This window comes from Bradyrhizobium sp. OK095, assembly GCF_900109945.1.
Classification (GTDB): Bacteria; Pseudomonadota; Alphaproteobacteria; order Rhizobiales; family Xanthobacteraceae; genus Bradyrhizobium.
In genome coordinates this window covers 343821-364853 of the sequence record NZ_FOBX01000005.1, presented here as the reverse complement: position 1 = coordinate 364853, position 21033 = coordinate 343821, and the positions used below count along the sequence as shown (strand labels likewise).

The 21033-nt window shown below is 64.7% G+C and carries 27 protein-coding genes and 1 pseudogene; 17 read left to right on the top strand and 11 right to left on the bottom strand.

Going from position 1 to position 21033, the window contains the following annotated elements; translation table 11 throughout:
* Positions 1–132: 132 nt before the first annotated feature.
* Positions 133–732, bottom strand: coding sequence for a septation protein A (locus tag BMW89_RS16115; RefSeq protein WP_092027955.1), 600 nt, complete (start codon positions 730–732; stop codon positions 133–135).
* A 2-nt stretch (positions 733–734) separates the two neighbouring features.
* Complete coding sequence (ftsY, locus tag BMW89_RS16110; RefSeq protein WP_092027954.1) at positions 735–1682, bottom strand: signal recognition particle-docking protein FtsY; 948 nt, start codon at positions 1680–1682, stop codon at positions 735–737.
* A 47-nt stretch (positions 1683–1729) separates the two neighbouring features.
* Between ftsY and BMW89_RS16105 the strand changes: the two genes are divergently transcribed.
* Together BMW89_RS16105 and BMW89_RS16100 are read left to right on the top strand one after the other, a co-directional pair.
* Positions 1730–2431, top strand: coding sequence for an RluA family pseudouridine synthase (locus BMW89_RS16105; RefSeq protein WP_244547602.1), 702 nt, complete (start codon positions 1730–1732; stop codon positions 2429–2431).
* A gap of 235 nt (positions 2432–2666) precedes the next feature.
* Positions 2667–3776 carry a DUF2336 domain-containing protein gene (locus BMW89_RS16100; protein WP_092027953.1) on the top strand — a complete coding sequence of 370 codons (1110 nt, stop codon included), beginning with the start codon at positions 2667–2669 and terminating at the stop codon, positions 3774–3776.
* A gap of 4 nt (positions 3777–3780) precedes the next feature.
* Here the strand turns inward: BMW89_RS16100 and mtaB are convergent, their stop codons facing one another.
* On the bottom strand, positions 3781–5034 hold the full coding sequence (mtaB, locus tag BMW89_RS16095; protein WP_092027952.1) for a tRNA (N(6)-L-threonylcarbamoyladenosine(37)-C(2))-methylthiotransferase MtaB: 1254 nt from the start codon (positions 5032–5034) through the stop codon (positions 3781–3783).
* Entirely contained in the window at positions 5034–5909 is an 876-nt protein-coding gene (gene dapF / locus BMW89_RS16090; RefSeq protein WP_092027951.1) for a diaminopimelate epimerase, read from the bottom strand. Before dapF ends, mtaB begins: the two co-directional genes overlap by 1 nt.
* A gap of 190 nt (positions 5910–6099) precedes the next feature.
* On the opposite strand from dapF, the gene BMW89_RS16085 reads away from it, so the two are divergent.
* Complete coding sequence (locus tag BMW89_RS16085; protein WP_092027950.1) at positions 6100–6876, top strand: GyrI-like domain-containing protein; 777 nt, start codon at positions 6100–6102, stop codon at positions 6874–6876.
* A gap of 5 nt (positions 6877–6881) precedes the next feature.
* A complete protein-coding gene (locus BMW89_RS16080; protein ID WP_177196093.1) occupies positions 6882–7592 on the top strand; it encodes an SIMPL domain-containing protein in 711 nt (236 codons plus the stop codon).
* A gap of 159 nt (positions 7593–7751) precedes the next feature.
* Here BMW89_RS16080 and BMW89_RS16075 read toward each other — a convergent pair whose 3' ends face one another.
* Positions 7752–8816: an MBL fold metallo-hydrolase gene (locus BMW89_RS16075; protein ID WP_177196079.1), complete on the bottom strand. Its 1065-nt coding sequence runs from the start codon at positions 8814–8816 to the stop codon at positions 7752–7754.
* Between the two features lie 316 nt (positions 8817–9132).
* On the opposite strand from BMW89_RS16075, the gene ffh reads away from it, so the two are divergent.
* The 7 genes from ffh to BMW89_RS16040 all read left to right on the top strand — a co-directional run bounded on the left by ffh (position 9133) and on the right by BMW89_RS16040 (position 15072).
* Positions 9133–10677, top strand: coding sequence for a signal recognition particle protein (ffh, locus tag BMW89_RS16070; RefSeq protein ID WP_092027948.1), 1545 nt, complete (start codon positions 9133–9135; stop codon positions 10675–10677).
* Positions 10678–10762: 85 nt separating this feature from the next.
* Entirely contained in the window at positions 10763–11095 is a 333-nt protein-coding gene (gene rpsP, locus BMW89_RS16065) for a 30S ribosomal protein S16 (protein ID WP_007598827.1), read from the top strand.
* Between the two features lie 9 nt (positions 11096–11104).
* Positions 11105–11665, top strand: a complete 561-nt coding sequence (gene rimM / locus BMW89_RS16060) for a ribosome maturation factor RimM (protein ID WP_092027947.1) — start codon at positions 11105–11107, stop codon at positions 11663–11665.
* A gap of 119 nt (positions 11666–11784) precedes the next feature.
* Entirely contained in the window at positions 11785–12540 is a 756-nt protein-coding gene (trmD, locus tag BMW89_RS16055) for a tRNA (guanosine(37)-N1)-methyltransferase TrmD (RefSeq protein WP_092027946.1), read from the top strand.
* Positions 12541–12648: 108 nt separating this feature from the next.
* Positions 12649–13032, top strand: a complete 384-nt coding sequence (gene rplS, locus BMW89_RS16050) for a 50S ribosomal protein L19 (RefSeq protein WP_092027945.1) — start codon at positions 12649–12651, stop codon at positions 13030–13032.
* Between the two features lie 326 nt (positions 13033–13358).
* Positions 13359–14765 (top strand): 3-isopropylmalate dehydratase large subunit, encoded by a 1407-nt coding sequence (gene leuC / locus BMW89_RS16045; RefSeq protein WP_092027944.1) that lies wholly within the window; start codon positions 13359–13361, stop codon positions 14763–14765.
* Between the two features lie 94 nt (positions 14766–14859).
* Positions 14860–15072: a hypothetical protein gene (locus BMW89_RS16040; RefSeq protein WP_092027943.1), complete on the top strand. Its 213-nt coding sequence runs from the start codon at positions 14860–14862 to the stop codon at positions 15070–15072.
* A 60-nt stretch (positions 15073–15132) separates the two neighbouring features.
* Here the strand turns inward: BMW89_RS16040 and BMW89_RS16035 are convergent, their stop codons facing one another.
* From BMW89_RS16035 to BMW89_RS16025, 3 genes are all read right to left on the bottom strand, one after another.
* The gene (locus tag BMW89_RS16035) at positions 15133–15675 is read right to left on the bottom strand and encodes a hypothetical protein (protein WP_092027942.1); all 543 of its coding nucleotides are present in this window, start codon (positions 15673–15675) and stop codon (positions 15133–15135) included.
* Positions 15676–15808: 133 nt separating this feature from the next.
* Positions 15809–16069, bottom strand: a complete 261-nt coding sequence (locus BMW89_RS16030) for a hypothetical protein (RefSeq protein WP_092028073.1) — start codon at positions 16067–16069, stop codon at positions 15809–15811.
* Between the two features lie 89 nt (positions 16070–16158).
* Positions 16159–16374 (bottom strand): hypothetical protein, encoded by a 216-nt coding sequence (locus tag BMW89_RS16025; RefSeq protein ID WP_092027941.1) that lies wholly within the window; start codon positions 16372–16374, stop codon positions 16159–16161.
* A gap of 240 nt (positions 16375–16614) precedes the next feature.
* Here BMW89_RS16025 and BMW89_RS16020 point away from each other — a divergent pair, with 240 nt between their 5' ends.
* Positions 16615–16839: a hypothetical protein gene (locus BMW89_RS16020; RefSeq protein WP_177196078.1), complete on the top strand. Its 225-nt coding sequence runs from the start codon at positions 16615–16617 to the stop codon at positions 16837–16839.
* Between the two features lie 4 nt (positions 16840–16843).
* Here BMW89_RS16020 and BMW89_RS16015 read toward each other — a convergent pair whose 3' ends face one another.
* Positions 16844–17125, bottom strand: coding sequence for a hypothetical protein (locus BMW89_RS16015; protein WP_177196092.1), 282 nt, complete (start codon positions 17123–17125; stop codon positions 16844–16846).
* Positions 17126–17283: 158 nt separating this feature from the next.
* Here BMW89_RS16015 and BMW89_RS16010 point away from each other — a divergent pair, with 158 nt between their 5' ends.
* The 4 genes from BMW89_RS16010 (at position 17284) to BMW89_RS15995 (ending at position 19924) form a co-directional block, all read left to right on the top strand.
* Positions 17284–17682 (top strand): metallopeptidase family protein, encoded by a 399-nt coding sequence (locus BMW89_RS16010; protein WP_092027939.1) that lies wholly within the window; start codon positions 17284–17286, stop codon positions 17680–17682.
* 81 nt (positions 17683–17763) lie between these two features.
* Positions 17764–18369, top strand: a complete 606-nt coding sequence (gene leuD, locus BMW89_RS16005; RefSeq protein ID WP_092027938.1) for a 3-isopropylmalate dehydratase small subunit — start codon at positions 17764–17766, stop codon at positions 18367–18369.
* Between the two features lie 83 nt (positions 18370–18452).
* Positions 18453–19238 carry a glycosyltransferase family 32 protein gene (locus BMW89_RS16000; RefSeq protein ID WP_092027937.1) on the top strand — a complete coding sequence of 262 codons (786 nt, stop codon included), beginning with the start codon at positions 18453–18455 and terminating at the stop codon, positions 19236–19238.
* 266 nt (positions 19239–19504) lie between these two features.
* Positions 19505–19924, top strand: coding sequence for a hypothetical protein (locus BMW89_RS15995; RefSeq protein ID WP_092027936.1), 420 nt, complete (start codon positions 19505–19507; stop codon positions 19922–19924).
* 69 nt (positions 19925–19993) lie between these two features.
* On the opposite strand, the gene BMW89_RS15990 is transcribed toward BMW89_RS15995, so the two are convergent.
* Both BMW89_RS15990 and BMW89_RS15985 read right to left on the bottom strand, forming a co-directional pair.
* Positions 19994–20233 carry a hypothetical protein gene (locus BMW89_RS15990; RefSeq protein ID WP_092028072.1) on the bottom strand — a complete coding sequence of 80 codons (240 nt, stop codon included), beginning with the start codon at positions 20231–20233 and terminating at the stop codon, positions 19994–19996.
* 141 nt (positions 20234–20374) lie between these two features.
* A pseudogene (locus BMW89_RS15985) lies at positions 20375–20494 on the bottom strand (CoA ester lyase); the annotation flags it as partial.
* 181 nt (positions 20495–20675) lie between these two features.
* On the opposite strand from BMW89_RS15985, the gene BMW89_RS15980 reads away from it, so the two are divergent.
* Positions 20676–21032 (top strand): hypothetical protein, encoded by a 357-nt coding sequence (locus BMW89_RS15980; protein WP_143062773.1) that lies wholly within the window; start codon positions 20676–20678, stop codon positions 21030–21032.
* Position 21033 lies beyond the last annotated feature (1 nt).

The following is a 21033-nucleotide window of genomic DNA, read 5'->3' as shown; positions in this document are numbered from 1 at the left end:
CGCTCGTGCCCCGGACGCGGCGCAGCGCCTCTTCAGCGGTGCGCCGCAGAGCCGGGGCCCATGTCACCACGATCGCATTGCTGGAGAGAGCCTGGGTCCCGGCTCGCGCTTTGCGCGTCCGGGACACGAGGATTACTTCCTCACGTCCCCCGCCTCGGCCTCGCTCGCTTCCAGCGACGCCGGCTCGACACCATAGCGCTTGGTCAGCGGCATCTGGGCAATCGCGAAGATCATCGTCAGCGGCGTGACGCCGAACACCTTGAAGTTCACCCAGAAATCAGTGCTCTGGGTGCGCCAGACGATCTCGTTCAGCACCGCCATGCCGGCAAAAAATAATGCCCAGCGCAGCGTCAGGATGCGCCAGCCCTGCGGCGTCAAATTGAACATCTGGTCGAACATGACCGCGATGAAGGAGCGGCCGAACAGCAGGCCGCCGCCGAGGATCGCGGCGAACAGGCCGTAGATGATGGTCGGCTTGACCTTGATGAAGGTCTCGTCGTGCAGCACCAGGGTCAGCGTGCCGAACACCAGCACGATCACGCCTGTCACGATCGCCATGATCGGGATGTGGCGCGTCACCACATAGGAGGCGATCATCGCAATGACGATCGCGACCATGAAGGCGCCCGTCGCAGCGAACAAATTGAACTTCGCGTTGACGAAGAAGAACACGAGCAGCGGCCCGAGCTCGGTCGCGAGCTTGAACAGCGGATGCGGCTGGGTTTTGTCCATACTCAACTTTCGATTCCGGCAATGGCGCGGGCGAAATCGCGCGCGGTGAACGGCGCGAGATCGTCGACGCCTTCGCCGACGCCGACGAAATGCACCGGCAGTTTGAACTTCTCCGCGAGCGCCACCAAAATGCCGCCGCGCGCGGTGCCGTCGAGCTTCGTCATCACGAGGCCGGTAACGCCTGCCGTGCGATGGAAGGCCTCGACCTGCGACAATGCGTTCTGGCCCACGGTCGCGTCGAGCACAAGCAGCACGGCATGCGGCGCAGTCGCATCCACCTTGCGGATGACGCGGACGACCTTTTCGAGCTCGTTCATCAGCTCGGCCTTGTTCTGCAAGCGGCCGGCGGTGTCGATCAGGAGAACGTCGACGGCCTGCTCCTTCGCGGCCGTCAGCGCATTGAAGGCGAGGCTGGCTGAATCCGAGCCCTGCGCAGCTGATATGACCGGCGTCTTCGTCCGCTCGCCCCATACCTTCAGCTGCTCGATGGCTGCGGCGCGAAACGTGTCGCCGGCGGCCAGCATCACCCTGCGGCCCTCGGAGGCGAATTTTTGCGAAAGCTTTCCGATGGTGGTGGTCTTGCCGGAGCCGTTGACGCCGACCACGAGGATGACGAACGGCTTTTTTGCCGCGTCAATCTCGAGCGGCTTGGCGACCAGCGACAGCACCTTCTCGACCTCGGTGGCGACGACATCCTTCACCTCGTCCGCCGAGATCGCCTTGTCGTAGCGCCCGGTGCCTACGGCATCCGCGATCCGCGCCGCGACAGAGGTGCCGAGGTCGGCGCGCAGCAGCACGTCCTCGATGTCGTCGAGCATGGCGCGGTCGAGCTTGCGCTTGGTGACGAGATCGGCGACCGCGGTCCCGAGCGAGGACGAGGTGCGCTTCAGCCCGTTGGACAGGCGGCGCCACCAGCTCAGCTTGGGGGGATCTGACGTGGTATCGTTCATGATGGCGGTGTGTTAGCCGTTCCGGCCCGTAAACGAAAGTCTTGCAATTGCTCGATGTTCCCGCCTTGACCGCCGACGAGATCATGGCCCGCGTGCTCCATCGCGACGGGCTGATGCTGATCATCGACAAGCCGTCGGGCCTGCCGGTGCATCGCGGCCCCAAGGGCGGCGCCAATCTGGAGGATTCCTTCGGCGCACTGTGTTTCGGCCTGCCGCGGCCGCCGGTGCTGGCCCACCGGCTGGACAAGGACACCTCAGGTTGCCTCATCCTCGGCCGCCATCGCAAGGCGACCGCCTCGCTCGGCCTGCTCTTCAAGCACGGCAAGATCGGCAAGACCTACTGGACCGTGGTCGAGGGCGGGCCTGCCGAGGACGAAGGCACCATCGACATGCCCCTCGGCCGGCTCAACGCCGAACGCGGCTGGTGGCAGAAGCCGGACCCGGAGGGTCAGAAGGCCGTCACCAACTGGAAGGTGATGGGCCGGGGCGATGGCGTGACCTGGCTCGCCATGGAACCGGTGACCGGGCGGACCCATCAATTGCGGGTGCATTCGTCGGCGACCGGCTGGCCGATCTTCGGCGATAACATTTACGGCAACGGCCCGCGCTTCGGCGAGCCGAAGCTTCATTTGCATTCCCGCGAGATCGTGGTGCCGATCTCCCGCAACAAGGAGCCGGTCCGCGTGGTCGCGCCGGCCCCGCCCCACATGCACGAAAAGCTCCGCTCCTGCGGGTGGAATGGGGAATAACCCGCGTCGCGCTTGACCCTCATGGTGAGGAGGCCGCGTAGCGGCCGTCTCGAACCATGCAGGCCCGCATCTCGCCCGTGGCCATCCTTCGAGACGCCCGCTACGCGGGCTCCTCAGGATGAGGAGCAGTGCTCGGCTACCGAGCGATGGTTTACGAAACGTTCAGGGCTCGTCTCTAATGATAGCAGTTGCTTAGAACAAGCTTCCGTCATCCGCTCAGGACGAGCAACGCGTCATGTCCACGGCCGAGCTATCCATCATCGACGAGGTCGAATCCGCCATTCGACATGGCTCGGCGGAAAAGGGCCTCGAAACCGCCCGCCGCGTCACCGACCTGTTTCTCTCCTCCGCCGGAAGCTTTGACGACGCGCAGATCGCGCTGTTCGACGACGTGCTTGCGCGCCTGATCGGCACCATTGAGCTGCGCGCCATCGCCGACATGGGTGCGCGAATTGCGCTGGCCGAGATCAGCGCGCAGCTCGCACCGATCGCGCAGGCGCCGCCCTCCGTGATCCGCCGCCTTGCCAACAATGACGAGATTCGTATCGCCGGTCCGGTGCTGCAGGAATCCGCGCGCCTCGACGATGATGAACTCGTGAAGATCGCTTCATCCAAGGGCGAGCCGCATCTGCTCGCGGTCGCCGGCCGCTGGTGGCTGAAGGAAATTGTCACCGACGCGCTGCTAGCGCGGCGCTATCCCAGCGTCAGCCGGCGGCTTGCCGCCAATCCCGGCGCGCGCGTGTCCGGAAATGGATTCGCCGTCATCGTCGGACAGGCCGAAAGCGATCCGGAGCTCGCCGTGAGCGTTGGCGTCCGCCTCGACCTGCCCTCGGACCTGCGCCGCCAGTTGCTGCGCACGGCGACGGATACTGTTCGCACACGATTGCTGTCACGCGCGCCGCCCGATCTATTCGACGAAATCCAGAGTTCCATCGCCGCCGTCACTGTCGGCGTCGAGCGCGAGATGTCGGGGGTTCGTGATTTCGAAGGCGCCAAGCGGGCGATCGCGAATCTCAAGGCGGCCGGTCAGCTCACCGAGGCCGTGCTCCTCGGCTTCGCCAGGCAGCGGCGCTACGAAGAGGCCGTCGCAGCGCTCGCGGCGCTGTCCGGCTCGACCGTCGAAGTGATTCGTCCGCTGATGCAAAGCCTGCGCGAGGACGGCCTGCTGGTGCCGTGCAAGGCGGCGCAGCTCAGCTGGGACACCGCCGCCGCCGTGCTCGAAAGCCGTTTTGCGACGGGCGCGATGAAGCCGGCGGACCTTGCGAGGGCGCAAAACAATTTTGCGCGCATGACCCCGGAGAATGCGCGGCGGACGCTGCGGTTCTGGCAGGTCCGGGCGTCGTAAGCGGCTAGACTCTCAGCCGCTCGCCATCACTGCCGGCAATCGTCAGCGGCACGACGCTTCCCACACGTTCGCCCGCAATCACCACCGGCAGATAATGCTCCGTGCGCCCCTGACCGTCGCTCTCGATCAGCACATCGCGCGTCGCGCCGATCTCGGCTTGTAGCCTCTGCCGCAATGCTGCCTCCCCCGCCGCGCGCAGCCGCTTCGCGCGCGCCTTGATCGCACCGCCCGCGACCTGCGGCATCCGCGCGGCAGGCGTGCCGGGGCGTGGGGAGTAAGGGAACACGTGCAGGAACGTGAGGCCGCATTCCTCGACCAGATCAAGCGAGCGCGAAAACATCTCGTCGGTCTCGGTCGGGAAGCCCGCGATGATATCAGCGCCGAAAGCGATGTCGGGGCGCAGGCGACGGACCTGATCGCAGAACGCGATTGCATCCTGCCGCGAATGCCGCCGCTTCATGCGCTTCAAAATCATGTCGTCGCCAGATTGTAGCGACAGGTGCAGATGCGGCATCAGGCGCGCGTCGTCGGCGACGGCATCGAGCAAATCGTTGTCCGCCTCGATCGAATCGATCGAGGAAATGCGCAGGCGCTTCAGCTCCGGCACGTGCCGCAAGATCTGCTTCGTCAGCATGCCGAGCTTTGGTGCGCCCGGCAGGTCGGCGCCGTAGCTGGTGAGGTCGACGCCGGTCAGCACGATCTCGGCATGGCCGCGCTCGGCCAGCGTCCGCACCTGCTCGACCACCGCGCCCATCGGCACCGAGCGCGAATTGCCGCGACCATAGGGGATGATGCAGAAGGTGCAGCGATGGTCGCAACCGTTCTGCACCTGCACGAACACGCGCGGCAGGCCGCTGGCAAAGCCATCGATGAGATGCGGTGCCATCTCCTTCACGGCCATGATGTCGCTGACGGCGATCTTTTCGCTGGCGCCGATGTCGAACGCATCGCGCGTCTCGCGCCAGGCTTCGCTGCGCATTTTGTCGTCATTGCCGACGACGCGATCGACCTCGTCCATCTCGGCGAACATGGCGCTTTGCGTCTGCGCGGCGCAGCCGGTGACGACGATGCGCGCTTCCGGACGCTCGCGCTTCAGCTTGCGGATCGACTGGCGCGCCTGCGCCACCGCCTCGTTGGTGACGGCGCAGCTGTTGATGACGATGGTGTCGGAGAGGCCCGCGCCCTCCGCCTCGCGGCGGATCACCTCGGCCTCGAATGCGTTGAGGCGGCAGCCGAAGTTGACGATGTCGACAGGCATTACCCGACCGGCGCGAACAGCGCCGGATCGAAATTGCCTTCATATTCGAAGGTCGCGGTGCCCGTCATCAGCACGTGGTCGTCACGCTCGCGCCATTCGATGCCGAGCTTGCCGCCCGGCAGCGTCATCTCGACCTTGCGCTCGGTGCGCTTCAGGCGTGCAGCCGCAACCGCGGTCGCACAGGCCGCCGAGCCGCAGGCCCGGGTCAGGCCCGCACCGCGCTCCCAGGTGCGCATCGTGATGTGCTCGCGATCGACGATATGGGCGAGCGTGATGTTGGCGCGATCGGGGAAGATCGGATGGTTTTCGAGCAGCGGGCCAAAGCGACCGAGATCGTAGGCGTTGACGTCGTCGACCCAGAACACCGCATGTGGATTGCCCATGCTCACCACGGACGGCGAATGCAGGATCGGATTGTCGATCGGCCCGATCTGCAATTCGATGTAGCGGGTGTCGCGGAATTCCTGGTCGAGCGGAATGTCCCGCCAGCCGAACTTCGGCGCACCCATGTCGACGGTGTAGAGATCGGGCGCAGGGCCCTGCCAGGCATTGAGCAAGCCCGCTGCAGTCTCGAACGTCGCATTGGTCTGGCCGGTCTTCTCGAAGATGCGGCGGACCACGCAGCGCATGCCGTTGCCGCAGGCGCCGGCTTCCGAGCCGTCATTGTTGTAGATCTTGATGAAAGCTTCGGTGCCGTCGAGCCGCGGCTTCTGAAGCACCATCAGCTGGTCGTAAGGCACGCCGCCCTCGTGGGAAGCCACCGCGCGGGCGTCGTCCGGCGTGACCTTTGAGGCGGAATCGCGCATGTCGACAACGACGATCTCGTTGCCGATGCCGTTCATCTTGGCAAATGCGTGGTTGGCCAGCGCGCTCATAAAAATTCCCGAATTTCGCCCGTGTTATATGGCGATCCTTGGCGGCTTGGCCAGTGATTTGCCGTCTAAGGCCATGACGCATCTGTCATGGGACGAATTCGGCGCTCGCGTGTTAGAACGGCGCAGTTCGCGCAAACCGGGATGCGCGGTCGGGTTAAGGCCTTGGTGGGCAAGGTCTGGGGAGAATAAAATGAATACTTTCCGTCGTCTCGCTCTGGCCGCGTTGATCCCGGCAGCGGCCTTGTCGCTTGGATTGTCCGGCGCTCTGGCGCAGACCCCGAGCCCGGCGCCGGCTGCCTCAGCAAGCCCTCCTTCAACAAACCCTGCGCCGGCTCCCTCGGCTTCGCCTGCCCCGGCTGCAAGTGCCTCGCCCGCCCCCGTGGCAACGCCGTCGCCTGCGGCGAGCGCCTCGCCCGCGCCTGCAGCATCGCCCTCACCCGCAGCCAGCGCCTCGCCCAGCCCGACCGCCCCGACTGTCGCCGCCACCCCGGCCCCGGTGCAGACCGCCGATCCCTTTGGCCAGGAGACCACGCTCGAACCGAAGAAGGTCGTGATGGTCAAGGGCACCGCCAATTGGGATTCGGCCTTCGACACGCTGGTCGACGCCTTCAAGGCGCTGAACACGCTGCTGGACAAGCAGGGCATCAAGCACGCCGGCAATTCGATGATCGTCTACACCTCGACGGACGACACCGGCTTCACCTTCCTCGCCGAGATCCCGGTCGACCAGGACCCGCAGAAGCTGCCCAAGGACATGAGCATCGGCAAATCGCCGGAGGGCAAGGCGCTGAAATTCGTCCATCGCGGCTCCTACGACAACATGGACAACACCTATGAGGCGATCACCAATCACCTCGACGACAAGAGACTGGAAGCCAAGGACACTTTTATCGAGGAGTACCTCACCGATCCCCTGAAGACGGCGGAGGACAAGCTCGTGATCAATGTTTTCGTGCCGCTGAAGTGAGAATGATGAAAAAGCCTGTCGTATTCGCTGCTGCCTTCGCCGCCACGCTGCTGGCAACGCCCGTGCTCGCAGATGATTTTCCGTCCGCCATTTCGGTGAGCGGCGAAGCCACGATCTCCGCAGCCCCCGATCTCGCGCAGATCGATGCAGGCGTCGCCAACGACGCCAAATCGGCGAAGGAAGCCTCCGACGCCAACAACGCCGCGATGGGCAAGGTGCTACAGGCGCTGAAGGGCGCCGGCCTCGCCGAGAAGGACTATCAGACCTCGCGGCTGTCGCTGCAGCCGCAATACGGCGCGAGCCGCACGAGCAGCGCGACCCCGGTGACCGGCTTCCGGGCCAGCAACCGCGTCACGGTCAAGATTCGCGACGTGACCAAGGTGGCTTCTATTATCGACACGCTGGTCGGTGCCGGCGCCAACGATATCGGCAACATTTCTTTCGAGGTGACGCAGGCCTCAAAGCTGCTCGACGACGCCCGCGCGCAGGCGGTGGTCGATGCTCGCCGCAAGGCCGAGATTTACGCCAAAGCCACCGGCGTCACATTGGGTGCGCCGCTCAGCGTCTCCGAAGGCGGCGGCGGCCTAGTGCCGCTGTTCAAGGGCCGCATGGCCGTTGCACCGATGGCAGCAGGCGGCGCCGCCGTTGCACCGGGTGAGGAAACGCTGTCGGTGACGGTGAGTGTGAGCTGGGCGATCAAGGCGAAAGAGCAGTAGGTCTCGTGTCCCGGACGCGCTGCAGCGCGTAGCGATGCTGCGCAGAGCCGGGACCCAGAAAGCAACACAGTACAATACGGCGACATGGGCCCCGGCTCTGCAGCGCATCACTAACGTGCTGCGCTGCGTCCGGGGCACGAGCTGTGTATGCGGATAGAGCTAAATCTCCACCACCTGCCCCGGCTTCATCGCCACGAACCGGTGCTGCGGAATGTTGGCAGCATCGAGCGCCTCCACCAGCGCTTTCGCCGGCGCATCGATCGCCTCGTCCGTCAGCTGGAACGTGCCGTGATGATGCCCGAGCGCTTCCTGCGCGCCGCAATCAGCCAGCGCCTTCACCGCATCTTCCGGATTCATGTGCTGGTCGCGCATGAACCAGCGCGGCTCGTAGGCGCCGATGGGAAGGATCGCCAGGCGTAGCGGCCCATGCTTGTCGGCGACGCGGCGAAAATGCAGGCCGTCGCCATAGCCGGAATCGCACACGACATAGATTTTCCCGGCCGGCGTCTCCAGCACAAAGCTCGCCCACAGCGCCTTGTTGCGATCGAACATGCCGCGCGCGGTCCAGTGCCGGGTCGGGACCAACGTCACAGCAACGCCGCCGCCGAGCTCGATGCGGTCGTGCCAGTCGAATGCTTCCGCCTTGATGCTGGAATCGGAACTGCGCATCGTCACGTCATTGCCAAGCGGCGTCACCACGCGCGGCGCAAAATTCTTGGCAAGCCGCGACAGCGTCGCGACGTCCAGATGGTCGTAATGGCCGTGCGAGACCAGCACGATGTCGATCTTCGGCAGCTTGTCGAAGGAAATGCCGGGATCGTTGTGCCGCTTCGGTCCGGCAAAATTGACGGGCGAGACCCGCGAGGACCAGACGGGATCGACCAGGATATTGAGGCCGCCGGCCTGGATCAGCCAGCTGGCATGGCCGACAAAGGAGAGCCGCGCCTTGTCGCCATCGACGCGCGCCGGCGGGGTATCGGCATGGGGGCTCGGCGCCCAGTCCGGCCAGGCCGCCCGCTGTCCCCGGCCACCCAATTGCCAACGCAGGACCTCGCCGAGCGATCTCGGCGGCGCGCCGTCCGGGTCAAAGAAGGTCAGGCCGTCGAAATGGTCGGAGGCGGGACCGTCATAGGTTTTCATGCGGGATATCCAGAGGGAGGGCACGCCGACCAATGCGCCGGCCCCGGCAAGCAGTCCAAAGATGCGACGGCGGGTGATCGGCACAGGGCGGGCTTAAGAATGGTTAAGACGGTAAGACATCACCGGCTATATGGGCCGCACAGCGAGAAAAGGAACCCGTCGCCAAAAAGGTCATATTTTCAGGCTCTTGCCCTCGCGGACGGGCCCCGGCACCCTAACTTTCCTTGACTTTCGGGCGCCAGCGGCGTTTAACCCGCCGACTTTCTCGGAAAGGCTTTCTTTTCGACCCGCCCACTGGTCCCTGAGGCCAGAGGCCAACGCCCGACAGCGCGATGCGCCCTCGGGCGTAAAGGTGTTTGGAAGATCGTCTTTTTGGCGAGCAGGACAAGGGACAACGGCATTGTTCGACAATCTGTCGGAACGGCTTGGCGGCATTCTCGATCGTCTGACGGGGCGCGGTGCGCTGACCGAAAAGGACGTCGATGCCGCAATGCGCGAGGTACGTCGCGCGCTGCTGGAGGCCGACGTCGCGCTGGAAGTGGTGAACAGCTTCACCGAGCGCGTCCGCGAGCAGGCGATCGGCGCCACCGTCGTCAAGTCGGTCACGCCCGGCCAGATGGTGGTCAAGATCGTCCATGACGAGCTGATCAACACGCTCGGCGCCGAAAGCCAGACCATCGACGTCAATTCCGTGCCGCCGGTGCCGATCATGATGGTCGGTCTGCAAGGCTCCGGTAAGACCACCACCACCGCAAAGCTCGCCCGCCGCCTGGTCCAGCGCGACAAGCGCAAGGTGCTGATGGCCTCGCTCGACATTTATCGCCCGGCGGCGATGGAGCAGCTGGCCGTGCTCGGCCGCGACCTCGACATTCCGACGCTGCCGATCGTCGCGGGACAGCTGCCGCCGCAGATCGCCAAGCGCGCGCTGGAAGCCGGCAAGCTCGGCGGCTACGACGTCGTGCTGCTCGACACCGCCGGCCGCACCACGCTCGACGAAGAGATGATGGCGGAAGCCGCGGCGATCAAAGCTGCTGCAAACCCGCATGAAGTGCTGCTGGTCGCCGACAGCCTGACCGGCCAGGACGCAGTCAACCTCGCCCGCGCCTTCGACGAGCGCGTTGGCCTCACCGGCATCGTGCTGACGCGCGTGGACGGCGACGGCCGCGGCGGTGCTGCGCTGTCGATGCGCGCGGTCACCGGCAAGCCGATCAAGCTAATCGGCACCGGTGAAAAGACCGACGCGCTGGAGGACTTCCATCCCGATCGTATCGCCGGCCGCATCCTCGGCATGGGTGACGTGGTCTCGCTGGTCGAGCGGGCCGCCGCCAATATCGACGCCGAAAAGGCCGCGCGCACCGCCGAGCGCATGCGCAAGGGTCAGTTCGACCTCAACGACATGCGCGAGCAGCTGTTGCAGATGGCGAACATGGGCGGCATCAGCGGCCTGATGGGCATGATGCCCGGCATCGCCAAGATGAAGAACCAGATCGCGGCCGCAGGGATCGACGACAAGATCTTGAAGCGTCAGGTCGCGGTGATCGATTCCATGACGCGCGACGAGCGCCGTCATCCCGACCTGCTCAAGGCCAGCCGCAAGAAGCGCATCGCCGCAGGCTCCGGCCAAAGCGTCGAGCAGGTCAACAAGCTGCTCAAGATGCACCGGAACATGGCCGACGTGATGAAGGCCATGGGCTCGGGCAAGCGCGGCCCGCTCGCCGGCATTGCGCAGGCGATGGGCTTTGGCGGCGGCATGAAACCGCCGTCACCGGAAGAGATGAAGGCGTTGCAGGAGAAGATGCAGGGCGGCGGCCAGGGGCTGCCCAGCCTGCCGAAGGATTTGCCGGCCGGTCTTCGCACCGGCCTGCCGAACGTCCCCGGCCTGACCGGGCTCAGCGGCAAGCCGATGCTGCCGGGCCTCGGCGGTTTCCCGGGCAAGAAGAAATGAGGAATTCGTCGCGGGGGATCGCATCGGTCTCGCGCAACGCGGAATACCAATCAACCGAACAAACTGTACTTTAAAGGAGAACTCTATGTCCGTCGTTATCCGCCTCGCCCGCGCAGGCACCAAGAAGCGTCCCGTCTATCACGTCGTCGTCGCCGATTCGCGCTTTCCCCGCGATGGCCGCTTCATCGAGCGTCTCGGCTATTTCAATCCGCTGCTGCCGAAGGACAACGAGACCCGTCTGAAGCTCGACATGGACAAGGTGAAGGCCTGGCTCGCCAAGGGCGCGCAGCCGTCCGACCGCGTGTCCCGCTTCCTCGACGCCGCCGGCGTCAAGAAGCGCGAAGTGCGCAACAACCCCGAGAAGGCCGTGCCGCGCAAGGAGCGCAAGGCGCAGGCCGAAGCCGCCGCGAAGGGTTAAGGCTAGATCATGTCGGCGCTGGTCTGCGTCGCGCGGATCGGCGCCGCGCATGGTGTGCGCGGTGCGGTCAAACTATGGACCTTCACCGAAGATCCCTTTGCCATCAAACGCTACGGTCCGCTGCTGTCCAAGGACGGCAAGCGCCAGTTCGAGGTGGCGACGGCGCGTGAGGCCAAGGATCATCTGGTCGCGACGTTCAAGGGCGTCGCGACCCGTGATGAGGCCGAGCGCCTCAACGGCATCGAGCTCTATGTCGCGCGCGAAAAACTGCCCGCGACGGACGATGACGAATATTACCACACCGATCTGATCGGGCTCGACGCAGTCACCACGACCGGCGAGCCGCTCGGCCGCGTGTTCGCGATCCATAATTTCGGCGCCGGCACCATCATCGAGATTACTCCGCTCCGGGGCACGACGATGCTGTTGCCGTTCACCAGCGCGGTGGTGCCGGAGGTCGATCTCGCAGGCGGCCGCGTGGTGATTGAGCTGCCACAGGAGATCGAGGGCGATAAGGACGAAGGCGAAGGCCTCTCCCCGAGTCGTCCCCGCGAAAGCGGGGACCCATAACCACAGGCCGTGGTTTTGGCTAAGCTCCAGCCATCGCAAAACCAGCTGCGGTGGTTATGGGTCCCCGATCTACGCTCCGCTTCGCTGCGCTTGTCCGGGACGACAACGACTGAGATCCGATGACCAACCCCCCACCCTGGCGCGCGACGGTGCTGACGCTGTTTCCGGAGATGTTTCCGGGGCCGCTCGGCGTGAGCCTGGCGGGCCGGGCTCTGGCCTCCCGGCTCTGGGAGATCGAGGCGCGGGACATCCGGGCTTCCGCCACCGATCGCCATCGCAGCGTCGACGACACCCCGGCCGGCGGCGGGCCCGGCATGGTGCTGCGCGCGGATATTCTGGCCGCCGCCATCGATGCAGCCGAGATCGGCCCTGAGCGACCGCGCCTCCTGATGAGCCCCCGCGGTCGGCCATTGACCCAGGCCCGGGTCGTCGAGCTTGCCCAGGGCCCTGGCCCCCTGATCGTCTGCGGGCGGTTCGAGGGGGTCGACCAGCGGGTGATCGACGCCCGCGGCCTGGAGGAGGTCTCGATCGGCGATTACGTGCTCTCCGGGGGCGAAATCGCGGCCATGGCGCTGATCGACGCCTGCGTCCGGCTGCTGCCGGGCGTGATGGGCAAGGAAGCCTCGGGAACCGAGGAGAGCTTTTCGGACGGCCTGCTCGAATACCCCCAATACACCCGCCCGCAGCTGTTTGAGGGAACTCCGATCCCGGAGATCCTGACCTCGGGCGACCATGCCAGGGTTGCCAGCTGGCGGCGGGCGCAATCCGAGGCCCTCACCGAGGCCCGGCGGCCCGATTTATGGGCTCAAATCCCGCCCAAGCCCCCGAATCGCGCCGGGCGCCGAAAAACGCCAAAAAGCACGACAGACGGGTGACAAACGATCCGGCTTGCCTTATAGCAGCGGCCATATCCGCAATAGCTGGATCAACGAATTTCGCGCAGCCCCCGTCCTGCGGCTGGGCGCGCCGATGGAGATGACCCCATGAACCTGATCCAACAGCTCGAAAAAGAGCAATTCGACAAGCTCTCCGCCGGCAAGGAGATTCCGGAGTTCGGTCCCGGCGACACCGTGATCGTCAACGTGAAGGTCGTCGAAGGCGAGCGAACCCGCGTGCAGGCCTATGAAGGCGTCTGCATCGGCCGTTCCGGCGGTGGCCTCAACGAGAGCTTCACCGTTCGCAAGATCTCCTACGGCGAGGGCGTCGAGCGCGTGTTCCCGGTGATGTCGCCGATGATCGACTCGATCAAGGTGGTGCGTCGCGGCAAGGTGCGTCGCGCCAAGCTCTATTATCTCCGCAACCTTCGCGGCAAGTCCGCCCGTATCGTCGAGAAGAAGTCCGAGCACGCCAAGGCGGTCAACGAGTAGGCTTCCGCTTCCAGCCAGGTTTCAAAAAGCGCGGGGCTCGGCTCCGCGCTTTTTTGTTGCGTCAGCCGTGCGTGTCAAAGCTCTCGCGATTCCAGACCGGCCTGCTATATATTCCTGGAATGTTTCCAGATCAGACCAGCTCCGCACTCATCAAGCGCATCGTCATCGACGATCGCTCGCGGCTGCCTGGCCGGTTCTTCGGACGCTTCGCGACCTCGGCAACGTCAGAGCTTAGTCCCGCAGCTTAAAGGCTGCGCTGAAGACGTCTCTGTTGCCCCGCGCGTGAACGCGCTCATCGCTGACATACATTCCTGGAGCTCAAGCTCATGTCCAAGCCGACCACCCTGTACGACAAGATCTGGAACGACCATCTGGTGCACGAAGCCGACGACGGCACCTGCCTGCTCTATATCGACCGTCACCTGGTTCACGAAGTGACCTCGCCGCAGGCGTTCGAAGGCCTGCGCTCCACGGGACGCAAGGTGCATGCGCCCGAGAAGACGCTCGCCGTCGTCGACCACAACGTACCGACCACCGATCGTACCAAGCCGAACCCCGACCCTGAGAGCATCGAGCAGATCAAGGCGCTGGCCGACAACGCCAAGGAATTCGGCATCGAATATTACGACGAGTTCGACAAGCGCCAGGGCGTCGTCCACGTCATCGGCCCCGAGCAGGGCTTTACCCTGCCCGGCACCACCATCGTCTGCGGTGACAGCCACACCTCGACGCATGGCGCGTTCGGCGCGCTCGCGCACGGCATCGGCACTTCCGAGGTCGAGCATGTGCTGGCGACGCAGACGCTGATCCAGAAGAAGGCGAAGAACATGCGCGTCACCGTCGATGGCAAACTGCCTGACGGCGTGACGGGCAAGGACATCATTCTGGCCATCATCGGCGAGATCGGCACCGCGGGCGGCACCGGCTACGTGCTGGAATATGCCGGCGACGCCATCCGTGCGCTCAGCATGGAAGGCCGCATGACGGTCTGCAACATGTCGATCGAAGGCGGCGCACGCGCCGGCCTCGTTGCGCCCGACCAGAAGGCCTATGACTTCCTGCGCGGCAGGCCGAAGGCGCCGAAGGGCGCGGACTGGGACGCGGCGATGCGCTACTGGGAAAAGCTGCGCTCCGACGAAGGCGCGCATTTCGACCACGAGCTGCGCCTCGATGCGGCAAAGCTGCCGCCGATCGTGACCTGGGGCACCAGCCCTGAGGACGTGATCTCGGTGACCGGCATCGTGCCTGACCCAGACAAGATCGCGGACGAGGCCAAGCGCATCTCCAAGCACCGCGCGCTGAAATATATGGGCCTGACTGCCGGGACCAAGATCACCGACATCAAGCTCGACCGCATCTTCATCGGCTCCTGCACCAATGGCCGCATTGAGGACTTGCGCGCGGCGGCAAAGATTGCTGAAGGCAAGACCGTTTCAGCCCATGTCAACGCCATGGTCGTGCCGGGCTCCGGCCTTGTGAAGGAGCAGGCGGAAGCTGAAGGCCTGGACAAGATCTTCATCAAGGCCGGCTTCGAATGGCGCGAGCCCGGTTGCTCGATGTGCCTGGCGATGAACCCGGACAAGTTGGCTCCGGAAGAGCGCTGCGCCTCGACCTCGAACCGCAATTTCGAGGGCCGCCAGGGCTTCAAGGGCCGCACGCACCTCGTCTCGCCGGCAATGGCCGCTGCCGCCGCGATCGCGGGTCACTTCGTCGACGTCCGGGAGTGGCGCTGAGCCGCTCCCTGCAATTGTAGCGATTGCGGCAAACGGCCGTTAATCGGCAGCACCGACACTGCGTCCTCGCGACGGTTTCGCGGGGACGCATCTCATGGCCACCAACAAGCCTGAATATGTCGATCTGATCAGCGCTGCGACCCGCCAGAACCGGCGGCGCGCGATGCCTTTGCGCGTCATCGCCAAGCCCGAGGTCGAGGAGACCTCGAAGCTCAGCCGTTGGCCGCCGGCGATGTTCAAGCAGTGGAAGATCGAGAACCTGATGCGGTGGAAGTCCGCGTCAGGGAAGCTGAAGGATTGGCTGTGAGCCACGCCATGAACAAAGGGCGCCCTCGGGGCGCCCTTTTCATTTCGACGCTACAGCTGCTCACCAATAGCGGTACGGATGGTGCCAGTGATGCCAGCGGCAGACGCGGTGCGGACCGTAATAGGTCCAGATGATCCGGCAGCGGCGCGGATAGTGATAGGTGGGATAGTAGCCGCCGTAATAGCGCCGGTGGAAGTGGCGGTAGCCGTAATGCGGGCGATAGATCCCGTAGCGCTGATAGCCGCCATAGTGGCGAATGCCGCCGTAGCGATAGCCGCCGCCGTGAAAGGCCGGCGCGGCACGGAAGCCACCGCCGTGAAAACCCCCGCCACCGTGGAAGCCGCCTCCGCCGTGGAAACCTCCGCCACCATGAAAACCTCCGCCGCCATGGCCGCCGCCACCACCATGGCCGCCACCGCCATGTCCACCGCGAACCTGGATCATATCGTCTGTCGCAGCCTTCGCCGCCGGCAACGCCGTCGGATTGATCGGTGTCATCGCCTCGGCGCGGCGCGCAGTCCCGGCCGACAATATCAATGTGGCAACAGCCGCAAGCCCGAGCAAGCGTATCGGGCTTGCACCGAGACCCAACATCCTCAGCATCGCGTTCTCCCTGAATCCGGACAGCGGAGTTGCGCCGCCCGTTCCCGGCCTGCGTCTTCGCTGCTCATTGACAGTCGCTCCCGAGATTAAATTAGAGACAGCGACGTGAACGCCTCATGAATGAACGGCGGCGTCACCACCACGGCCCGTAGCCGATCACGAACGGCGCGGGCACGGCGTAAGGATAGGGACGGTAATAGACGGGCCGCGCGTCGTAGCGTGGATCACGGCGCACCGCAGGCCGCGTAAAGTCGTCGTGTCGTGCGTGCCGTCGCGCATCGAAAACCGCGGTGCCGGCCGAGGCCTCCGGCCTCGTCGCACTCTGCGCCGCGGAAGTGCGAGGCAAAGCAGCAGCGAGCCCGACAACAACGGCCAATGCGATCCATTTCGCCATGACGACCTCCGGCGCGAACATGCGGGCATCGCACGGCCATCTGCAAGTTAAAACAGGCCCGAAATCCGGGCCTGTCTCAATGCGACCAATCACCAGCGGCGATGATGCCACCGGTGCCCGCGCCAGTGATGACGGCGCCAGTGGCCGCGATGCCAGCGCACCTCGGTGGTGGGCCTCGCTTCATCCTGCACCGATTGCGCGGCACCCGGATTGATCAGCGACACCGCCTGCGCGCGCTCGACCGGTGCGGCGAAGATCAACATCGCACCAGCGGCCGCAAGGCCGAGCATTTTCAAGGACTGCATTTCGTTGGATCTCCTGACATCGTTCTTGCGGTGCACGCGCTGACCCGGCGTTACGACGCAAGGACTAGAGCTGGGCCCTAGAGCCCCAGGCCTGAATCGGCTATGGCTGAACGCGCCCCGGACATGAATGCAGAGGGCCCGGGCTAAGTTCCTAAGCAGCGGCGCAACATTGCGCGCCCCGACAAAACCAGCGATCAACGGCGAACGTATCTTCTGGTCGAGCGACTAAGGGAGATGGTCATGCCAGGTTTCCTGCCAGGTTTTCTGCCAAGTTTGCGGATATCCCGCCTCGCTATCACGGCGAGCGTTGCGCTCGGCGCGAGCTCGGCGCTTGCCGCGCAGGGGCCAGGCGTCGAGGCAGGCTCAGCGAGCCCGCTGACGCAGTCCGTGATGGCGATCCTGGTCTATGGCGCGTCCGCGGCTGTCGTCGGCGCTGGCCTGATCGGCGCGTTGCGCGGGCAGTAAGGGTTCAGCCCCGGCGCCAGTAGCAGCTCATATGCGGCACGATCACCGTGCCGCTGGGCCGGTATTCCTGCACATAGGTGGCGTTGCACTCGCGGACCGCATCGGGGCCGGGATTGTAGCGGGGATAGACGCCGTCCGGGCTGTAATAGGGCGTGACGCGCAGCCGCGGCGGGGGCCGCTTGCGCGGCGGGGCGTCGGGCGGGCCCGCCTGGGCCATACGGACTTCAGTGCCGGCCGTCTGGGCCTGAGCTTGGCCACCAACAGAAAACTGCGAAAACAACCCCATGCACAGTAGCGTCAGCGCTGTTTTCGCTCGCATTTTCCCGCCCACCTGAAACGTCCCCTTCGAGGTGCCGTACGCTCCCCGTTTTGGCGGCGTCCGTCAACCTCGCCGCGCTTATAAAGCCGGATGCATCGCCGGGGAACCCGCGCTAAGAAAGCTGCATGTGGACGGAATTGAAAGCGCCAACGCTCGCCGAGATGGAAGCGATGGCCCATGAGGTGTTCGATCGCCTGCCGGCGGAGTTTCGTGGGCTCTGTGAAGGCGTGATCCTCCGCGTCGACGACTTCCCGACCGAGGAGGTCATGGACGAGATGGAATGCGAGAGCGAGTTCGACCTGCTCGGCCTGTTCCAGGGCGTCGGCCTGCCCCAGCAGAGTTTTGGCGATGTGGCGCGGCTGCCCAACATGGTCTGGCTCTACCGCCGGCCGATCCTGGATTACTGGGCCGAGCACGACGAGAGTCTCGGCCACATCGTCCGCCACGTCCTGATCCACGAGATCGGCCACCATTTCGGCCTCTCGGACGACGATATGGCCGCGATTGAGGCGCAAGCAGACTAGACCTGCCGAATTCGGCCTAGGATTCGAGGCCCGATCGCGATAAATACCGGTTCCTCTAGACCATCCCGGGAAAGCGCAACCATGGACAAGTTCACCACGCTGGAAGGCGTCGCGGCGCCGCTGAAGATCATCAATGTCGACACCGACATGATCATTCCGAAGCAGTACCTCAAGACCATCAAGCGCACCGGCCTTGGCAAGGGGCTCTTCTCCGAGCAGCGCTACAAGGACGACGGCAGCGAGAACCCGGATTTCGTCCTCAACCAGCCCGCCTATCGCACTTCGAAAGTGCTGGTGGCCGGTGACAATTTCGGCTGCGGCTCGAGCCGCGAGCACGCGCCCTGGGCGCTGCTGGATTTCGGCATCCGCTGCGTGATCTCGACCTCGTTCGGCGACATCTTCTACAACAACTGCTTCAAGAACGGCATTCTGCCGATCCGCGTTTCGCAGGAAGACCTCGACAAGCTGTTCGACGACGCCGAGCGCGGCGCCAATGCGACGCTGACGATCGACCTGCCGAACCAGGAGATCCGCGGTCCCGACGGCGGCAAGGTCAAGTTCGAGATCGACCCGTTCCGCAAGCACTGCCTGATCAACGGCCTCGACGACATCGGTCTCACCATGGAGAAGAAGTCCTCGATCGACACCTATGAAGAGAAGCTCAAGAGCGAGCGCGCCTGGGCCTGATCTCAGATTTTCGTTCGAGCCCCGGTGCGCGATGCGCGCCGGGGCTTTTTCTTTGCCCTGGTTATCCCTTATAGCTCTGCCTCATGCTGCCCGACATCGTCACCTTCTGGCACGGCCCGATGGACGCACTGCGCCAGACCTGTCTGCGCTCGCAGCTGGCGGCCGGCCACAAGGTCACAGTCTACAGCTTTGACACCATTCCCGGCCTGCCTGCCGGCATCGCGAACGCGGATGCCGAAGCGATCCTGCCGCATGCGTTTTCCGAACGGCTGCGGCCGCCGCAGCCGGACGGCAGCTGGCGCGACTGGACCACGCTGCAGTTCAGCGACTTCTTCCGCATGAAGCTAATGGCGAAGGGCCTTGGCCTCTGGCTCGACGCCGACGTGCTGCTGCTGAGACACGTCGAGATCGATCCGGCAAAACCGTACTTCGCCTGGGAGCGGCCGCGCCAGCTCGGCAATTCCGTGATCTACCTGCCGGCGGAGCACGGCATCGTCACAGCGTTCGAAGATCTGATGGAGCAGGACGAGCTGACGCCGGACTGGCTGTCGCTGCGCCATCGCATCACCTTCGCGATGCGCCGCCTGCGCGGCGGCTCGAACCGCCTGTCGGATATTCGCGTTGCGATCTTCGGGCCGGCGGCACTCACGGCGCTGGCGCGCCGCACCGGCGAATTGCAGAACGCATTGCCGAAGCAGTCGTTCTACGCCGTGCATGCCGAGCCAAAACTGTTCTTCGATCCCTCGAGCTATCTCGGCCTCGTCACCAACCCCGAGATCATCGGCCTGCACATCTCACCCAAGGGCCGCGGCGGCGAGAAGCCGATGGCCGGCAGCCTGTATGCGTGGGCGGCGGAGCGGTTTGCGTAGTCCTCTCCGTGTCCCGGACGCGGTGCAGCGCCACCAGCGCGTTCACGCGCGTCTTCGACGCGCTATGGTGCTGCTCCGCAGAGCCGGGACCCAGCATGCGGAGAGATGGGCCCCGGCTCAGCAGCGCACCGCTGAAGAAGCGCTGCGCTGCGTCCGGGGCACGAGACCTGTTTCCTTGACCCATTCTCAATTTGATCCAGCGCAACGCGCTCCTGCATCATTGTGCCTAACCTCGCTCCAATTCCACGATCCCAATGGAGCCTCGCATGAGCACCGCAAGCAGGCCGTACCCCATCGTCCAGGACCTCATCGAGTCCTTTGCCGCTTGGCTGAAGCATCGCCGCGAGCTGAACGAGATACGGCAGCTCGATCGCGCCGATTTCGACCGGATCGCCAGCGATCTCAGAATCGCGCCTGACGATCTGGAAGAGCTGGTTCGTCACGGCAAGCACGCCGCCGACGAGCTGCCGAAAATGCTGGAGCAGCTCGGTATCAGCACGGAAGGGCTCGGTCGTGCGCAGCCACTGTTGCTGCGCGACATGGAGCGGGTCTGCTCGCTCTGCAATCACAAGGCACACTGCGATCGCGAACTCGCCAGCGGCACCGCCGCGGAGAATTACCACGGCTATTGCGGCAATGCCTCGACACTGGAGTCGCTCGACCGCGCGGATTTGGCGCCGCGTTAAGCGATCTGCAAAACGAATCGCCCGCGCGAGGCGGGCGATCGGTGTTCTGAACCAGGGACGAGACTGAGCTTAGCGACCGTAGAAAATCCGGTTGCAGCCGGCGGTACCGTTGGCGGCAGACGGGCCGCGCTCCTGGGGGCGCATCGCTTGCGCGCGCTGGTTCACGCCCCGCACGCAACTGACATAGGTCGAATTGTTGGCCCAGCGAAAATCCGTGGTGTAGGCCTGCGAGCTGGAGCTGGAGCCAACCAGCGAACCGAAGCCGAGGATGGCGGTGAGGGCGAACAGGGCGATGCGGGAGGTCGTCATGGTTGTCATCCGGTTTCTTGGCTGCACCGTGCAGCGCATGAACGACACAATGATCGATCAGGCCGCGGATGAATGTGCGCGATGTCACAAAGCGAAGGTCAGCCCTTCCCCATCGCCGCGATCGCATCCGCGATCTCGATCGTTGCAGGCGTCGATCTGCGAGGGATGGATCAGCGTCTTGACCTCGAAGCCGAGATCGCGCGCTTGCGCGCGTTCAGTGGCGAAGCCGTCGAGATTGGCGATGTCGCTGCATGGACCGTCGCGGAGAATTATCACGGCTATTGCGGCAACGCCTCGACATTGGAATCGCTGGATCGTGAGGTCGCGACGCGCCGACGTTTACCGAACGTTAGCGCCTCACCCGACACAACCAATAGATGTGAGCGCTTCAGTGGGTCGGTTCGGCCCGCGAGGAAAGCTTCGGTTCATTGGAGGAGTCGGCATGCGGCAGGCTAATTTTCTTCTCGGCATTATGGCGGCGTCAATCATAGCGCTTGTTCCGTCGGGCCTGCGCGCGGACGAACGGCGCGAGGAGCCATTCAGGGTTCAAGTCAATGTCAGTCTGTTCTTTCCCGGCCCGACCGGCGACAGCGACGAAGCCGTGAAGCTCAGAGAGCGCGCGCGCCGAACGATCTACGAGATGGCCGCCGGCGAATGCACGCTGACGGATCAGGTCCTGACGAAGAATTGCCGGCTCGAATCCGTCGGCGTCAACGTGAACGCCAATCGTCAATCCAATGGGCAGACCGAAGGGTACATGGCGACCGGGAACTTTGCTTTGCGTGCGACCCTGAAATAGC

What these genes read in the sequence shown, in the direction of transcription:
- BMW89_RS16115 (WP_092027955.1), bottom strand. Translation starts at nt 732, where the DNA reads ATGGACAAAACCCAGCCGCATCCGCTGTTCAAGCTCGCGACCGAGCTC.
- ftsY (WP_092027954.1), bottom strand. Translation starts at nt 1,682, where the DNA reads ATGAACGATACCACGTCAGATCCCCCCAAGCTGAGCTGGTGGCGCCGC.
- BMW89_RS16100 (WP_092027953.1), top strand. Translation starts at nt 2,667, where the DNA reads ATGTCCACGGCCGAGCTATCCATCATCGACGAGGTCGAATCCGCCATT.
- mtaB (WP_092027952.1), bottom strand. Translation starts at nt 5,034, where the DNA reads ATGCCTGTCGACATCGTCAACTTCGGCTGCCGCCTCAACGCATTCGAG.
- dapF (WP_092027951.1), bottom strand. Translation starts at nt 5,909, where the DNA reads ATGAGCGCGCTGGCCAACCACGCATTTGCCAAGATGAACGGCATCGGC.
- BMW89_RS16085 (WP_092027950.1), top strand. Translation starts at nt 6,100, where the DNA reads ATGAATACTTTCCGTCGTCTCGCTCTGGCCGCGTTGATCCCGGCAGCG.
- BMW89_RS16080 (WP_177196093.1), top strand. Translation starts at nt 6,882, where the DNA reads ATGAAAAAGCCTGTCGTATTCGCTGCTGCCTTCGCCGCCACGCTGCTG.
- rpsP (WP_007598827.1), top strand. Translation starts at nt 10,763, where the DNA reads ATGTCCGTCGTTATCCGCCTCGCCCGCGCAGGCACCAAGAAGCGTCCC.
- rimM (WP_092027947.1), top strand. Translation starts at nt 11,105, where the DNA reads ATGTCGGCGCTGGTCTGCGTCGCGCGGATCGGCGCCGCGCATGGTGTG.
- trmD (WP_092027946.1), top strand. Translation starts at nt 11,785, where the DNA reads ATGACCAACCCCCCACCCTGGCGCGCGACGGTGCTGACGCTGTTTCCG.
- rplS (WP_092027945.1), top strand. Translation starts at nt 12,649, where the DNA reads ATGAACCTGATCCAACAGCTCGAAAAAGAGCAATTCGACAAGCTCTCC.
- leuC (WP_092027944.1), top strand. Translation starts at nt 13,359, where the DNA reads ATGTCCAAGCCGACCACCCTGTACGACAAGATCTGGAACGACCATCTG.
- BMW89_RS16040 (WP_092027943.1), top strand. Translation starts at nt 14,860, where the DNA reads ATGGCCACCAACAAGCCTGAATATGTCGATCTGATCAGCGCTGCGACC.
- BMW89_RS16035 (WP_092027942.1), bottom strand. Translation starts at nt 15,675, where the DNA reads ATGCTGAGGATGTTGGGTCTCGGTGCAAGCCCGATACGCTTGCTCGGG.
- BMW89_RS16030 (WP_092028073.1), bottom strand. Translation starts at nt 16,069, where the DNA reads ATGGCGAAATGGATCGCATTGGCCGTTGTTGTCGGGCTCGCTGCTGCT.
- BMW89_RS16025 (WP_092027941.1), bottom strand. Translation starts at nt 16,374, where the DNA reads ATGCAGTCCTTGAAAATGCTCGGCCTTGCGGCCGCTGGTGCGATGTTG.
- BMW89_RS16020 (WP_177196078.1), top strand. Translation starts at nt 16,615, where the DNA reads ATGCCAGGTTTCCTGCCAGGTTTTCTGCCAAGTTTGCGGATATCCCGC.
- BMW89_RS16015 (WP_177196092.1), bottom strand. Translation starts at nt 17,125, where the DNA reads ATGGGGTTGTTTTCGCAGTTTTCTGTTGGTGGCCAAGCTCAGGCCCAG.
- BMW89_RS16010 (WP_092027939.1), top strand. Translation starts at nt 17,284, where the DNA reads ATGTGGACGGAATTGAAAGCGCCAACGCTCGCCGAGATGGAAGCGATG.
- leuD (WP_092027938.1), top strand. Translation starts at nt 17,764, where the DNA reads ATGGACAAGTTCACCACGCTGGAAGGCGTCGCGGCGCCGCTGAAGATC.
- BMW89_RS16000 (WP_092027937.1), top strand. Translation starts at nt 18,453, where the DNA reads ATGCTGCCCGACATCGTCACCTTCTGGCACGGCCCGATGGACGCACTG.
- BMW89_RS15995 (WP_092027936.1), top strand. Translation starts at nt 19,505, where the DNA reads ATGAGCACCGCAAGCAGGCCGTACCCCATCGTCCAGGACCTCATCGAG.
- BMW89_RS15990 (WP_092028072.1), bottom strand. Translation starts at nt 20,233, where the DNA reads ATGACGACCTCCCGCATCGCCCTGTTCGCCCTCACCGCCATCCTCGGC.
- BMW89_RS15980 (WP_143062773.1), top strand. Translation starts at nt 20,676, where the DNA reads ATGCGGCAGGCTAATTTTCTTCTCGGCATTATGGCGGCGTCAATCATA.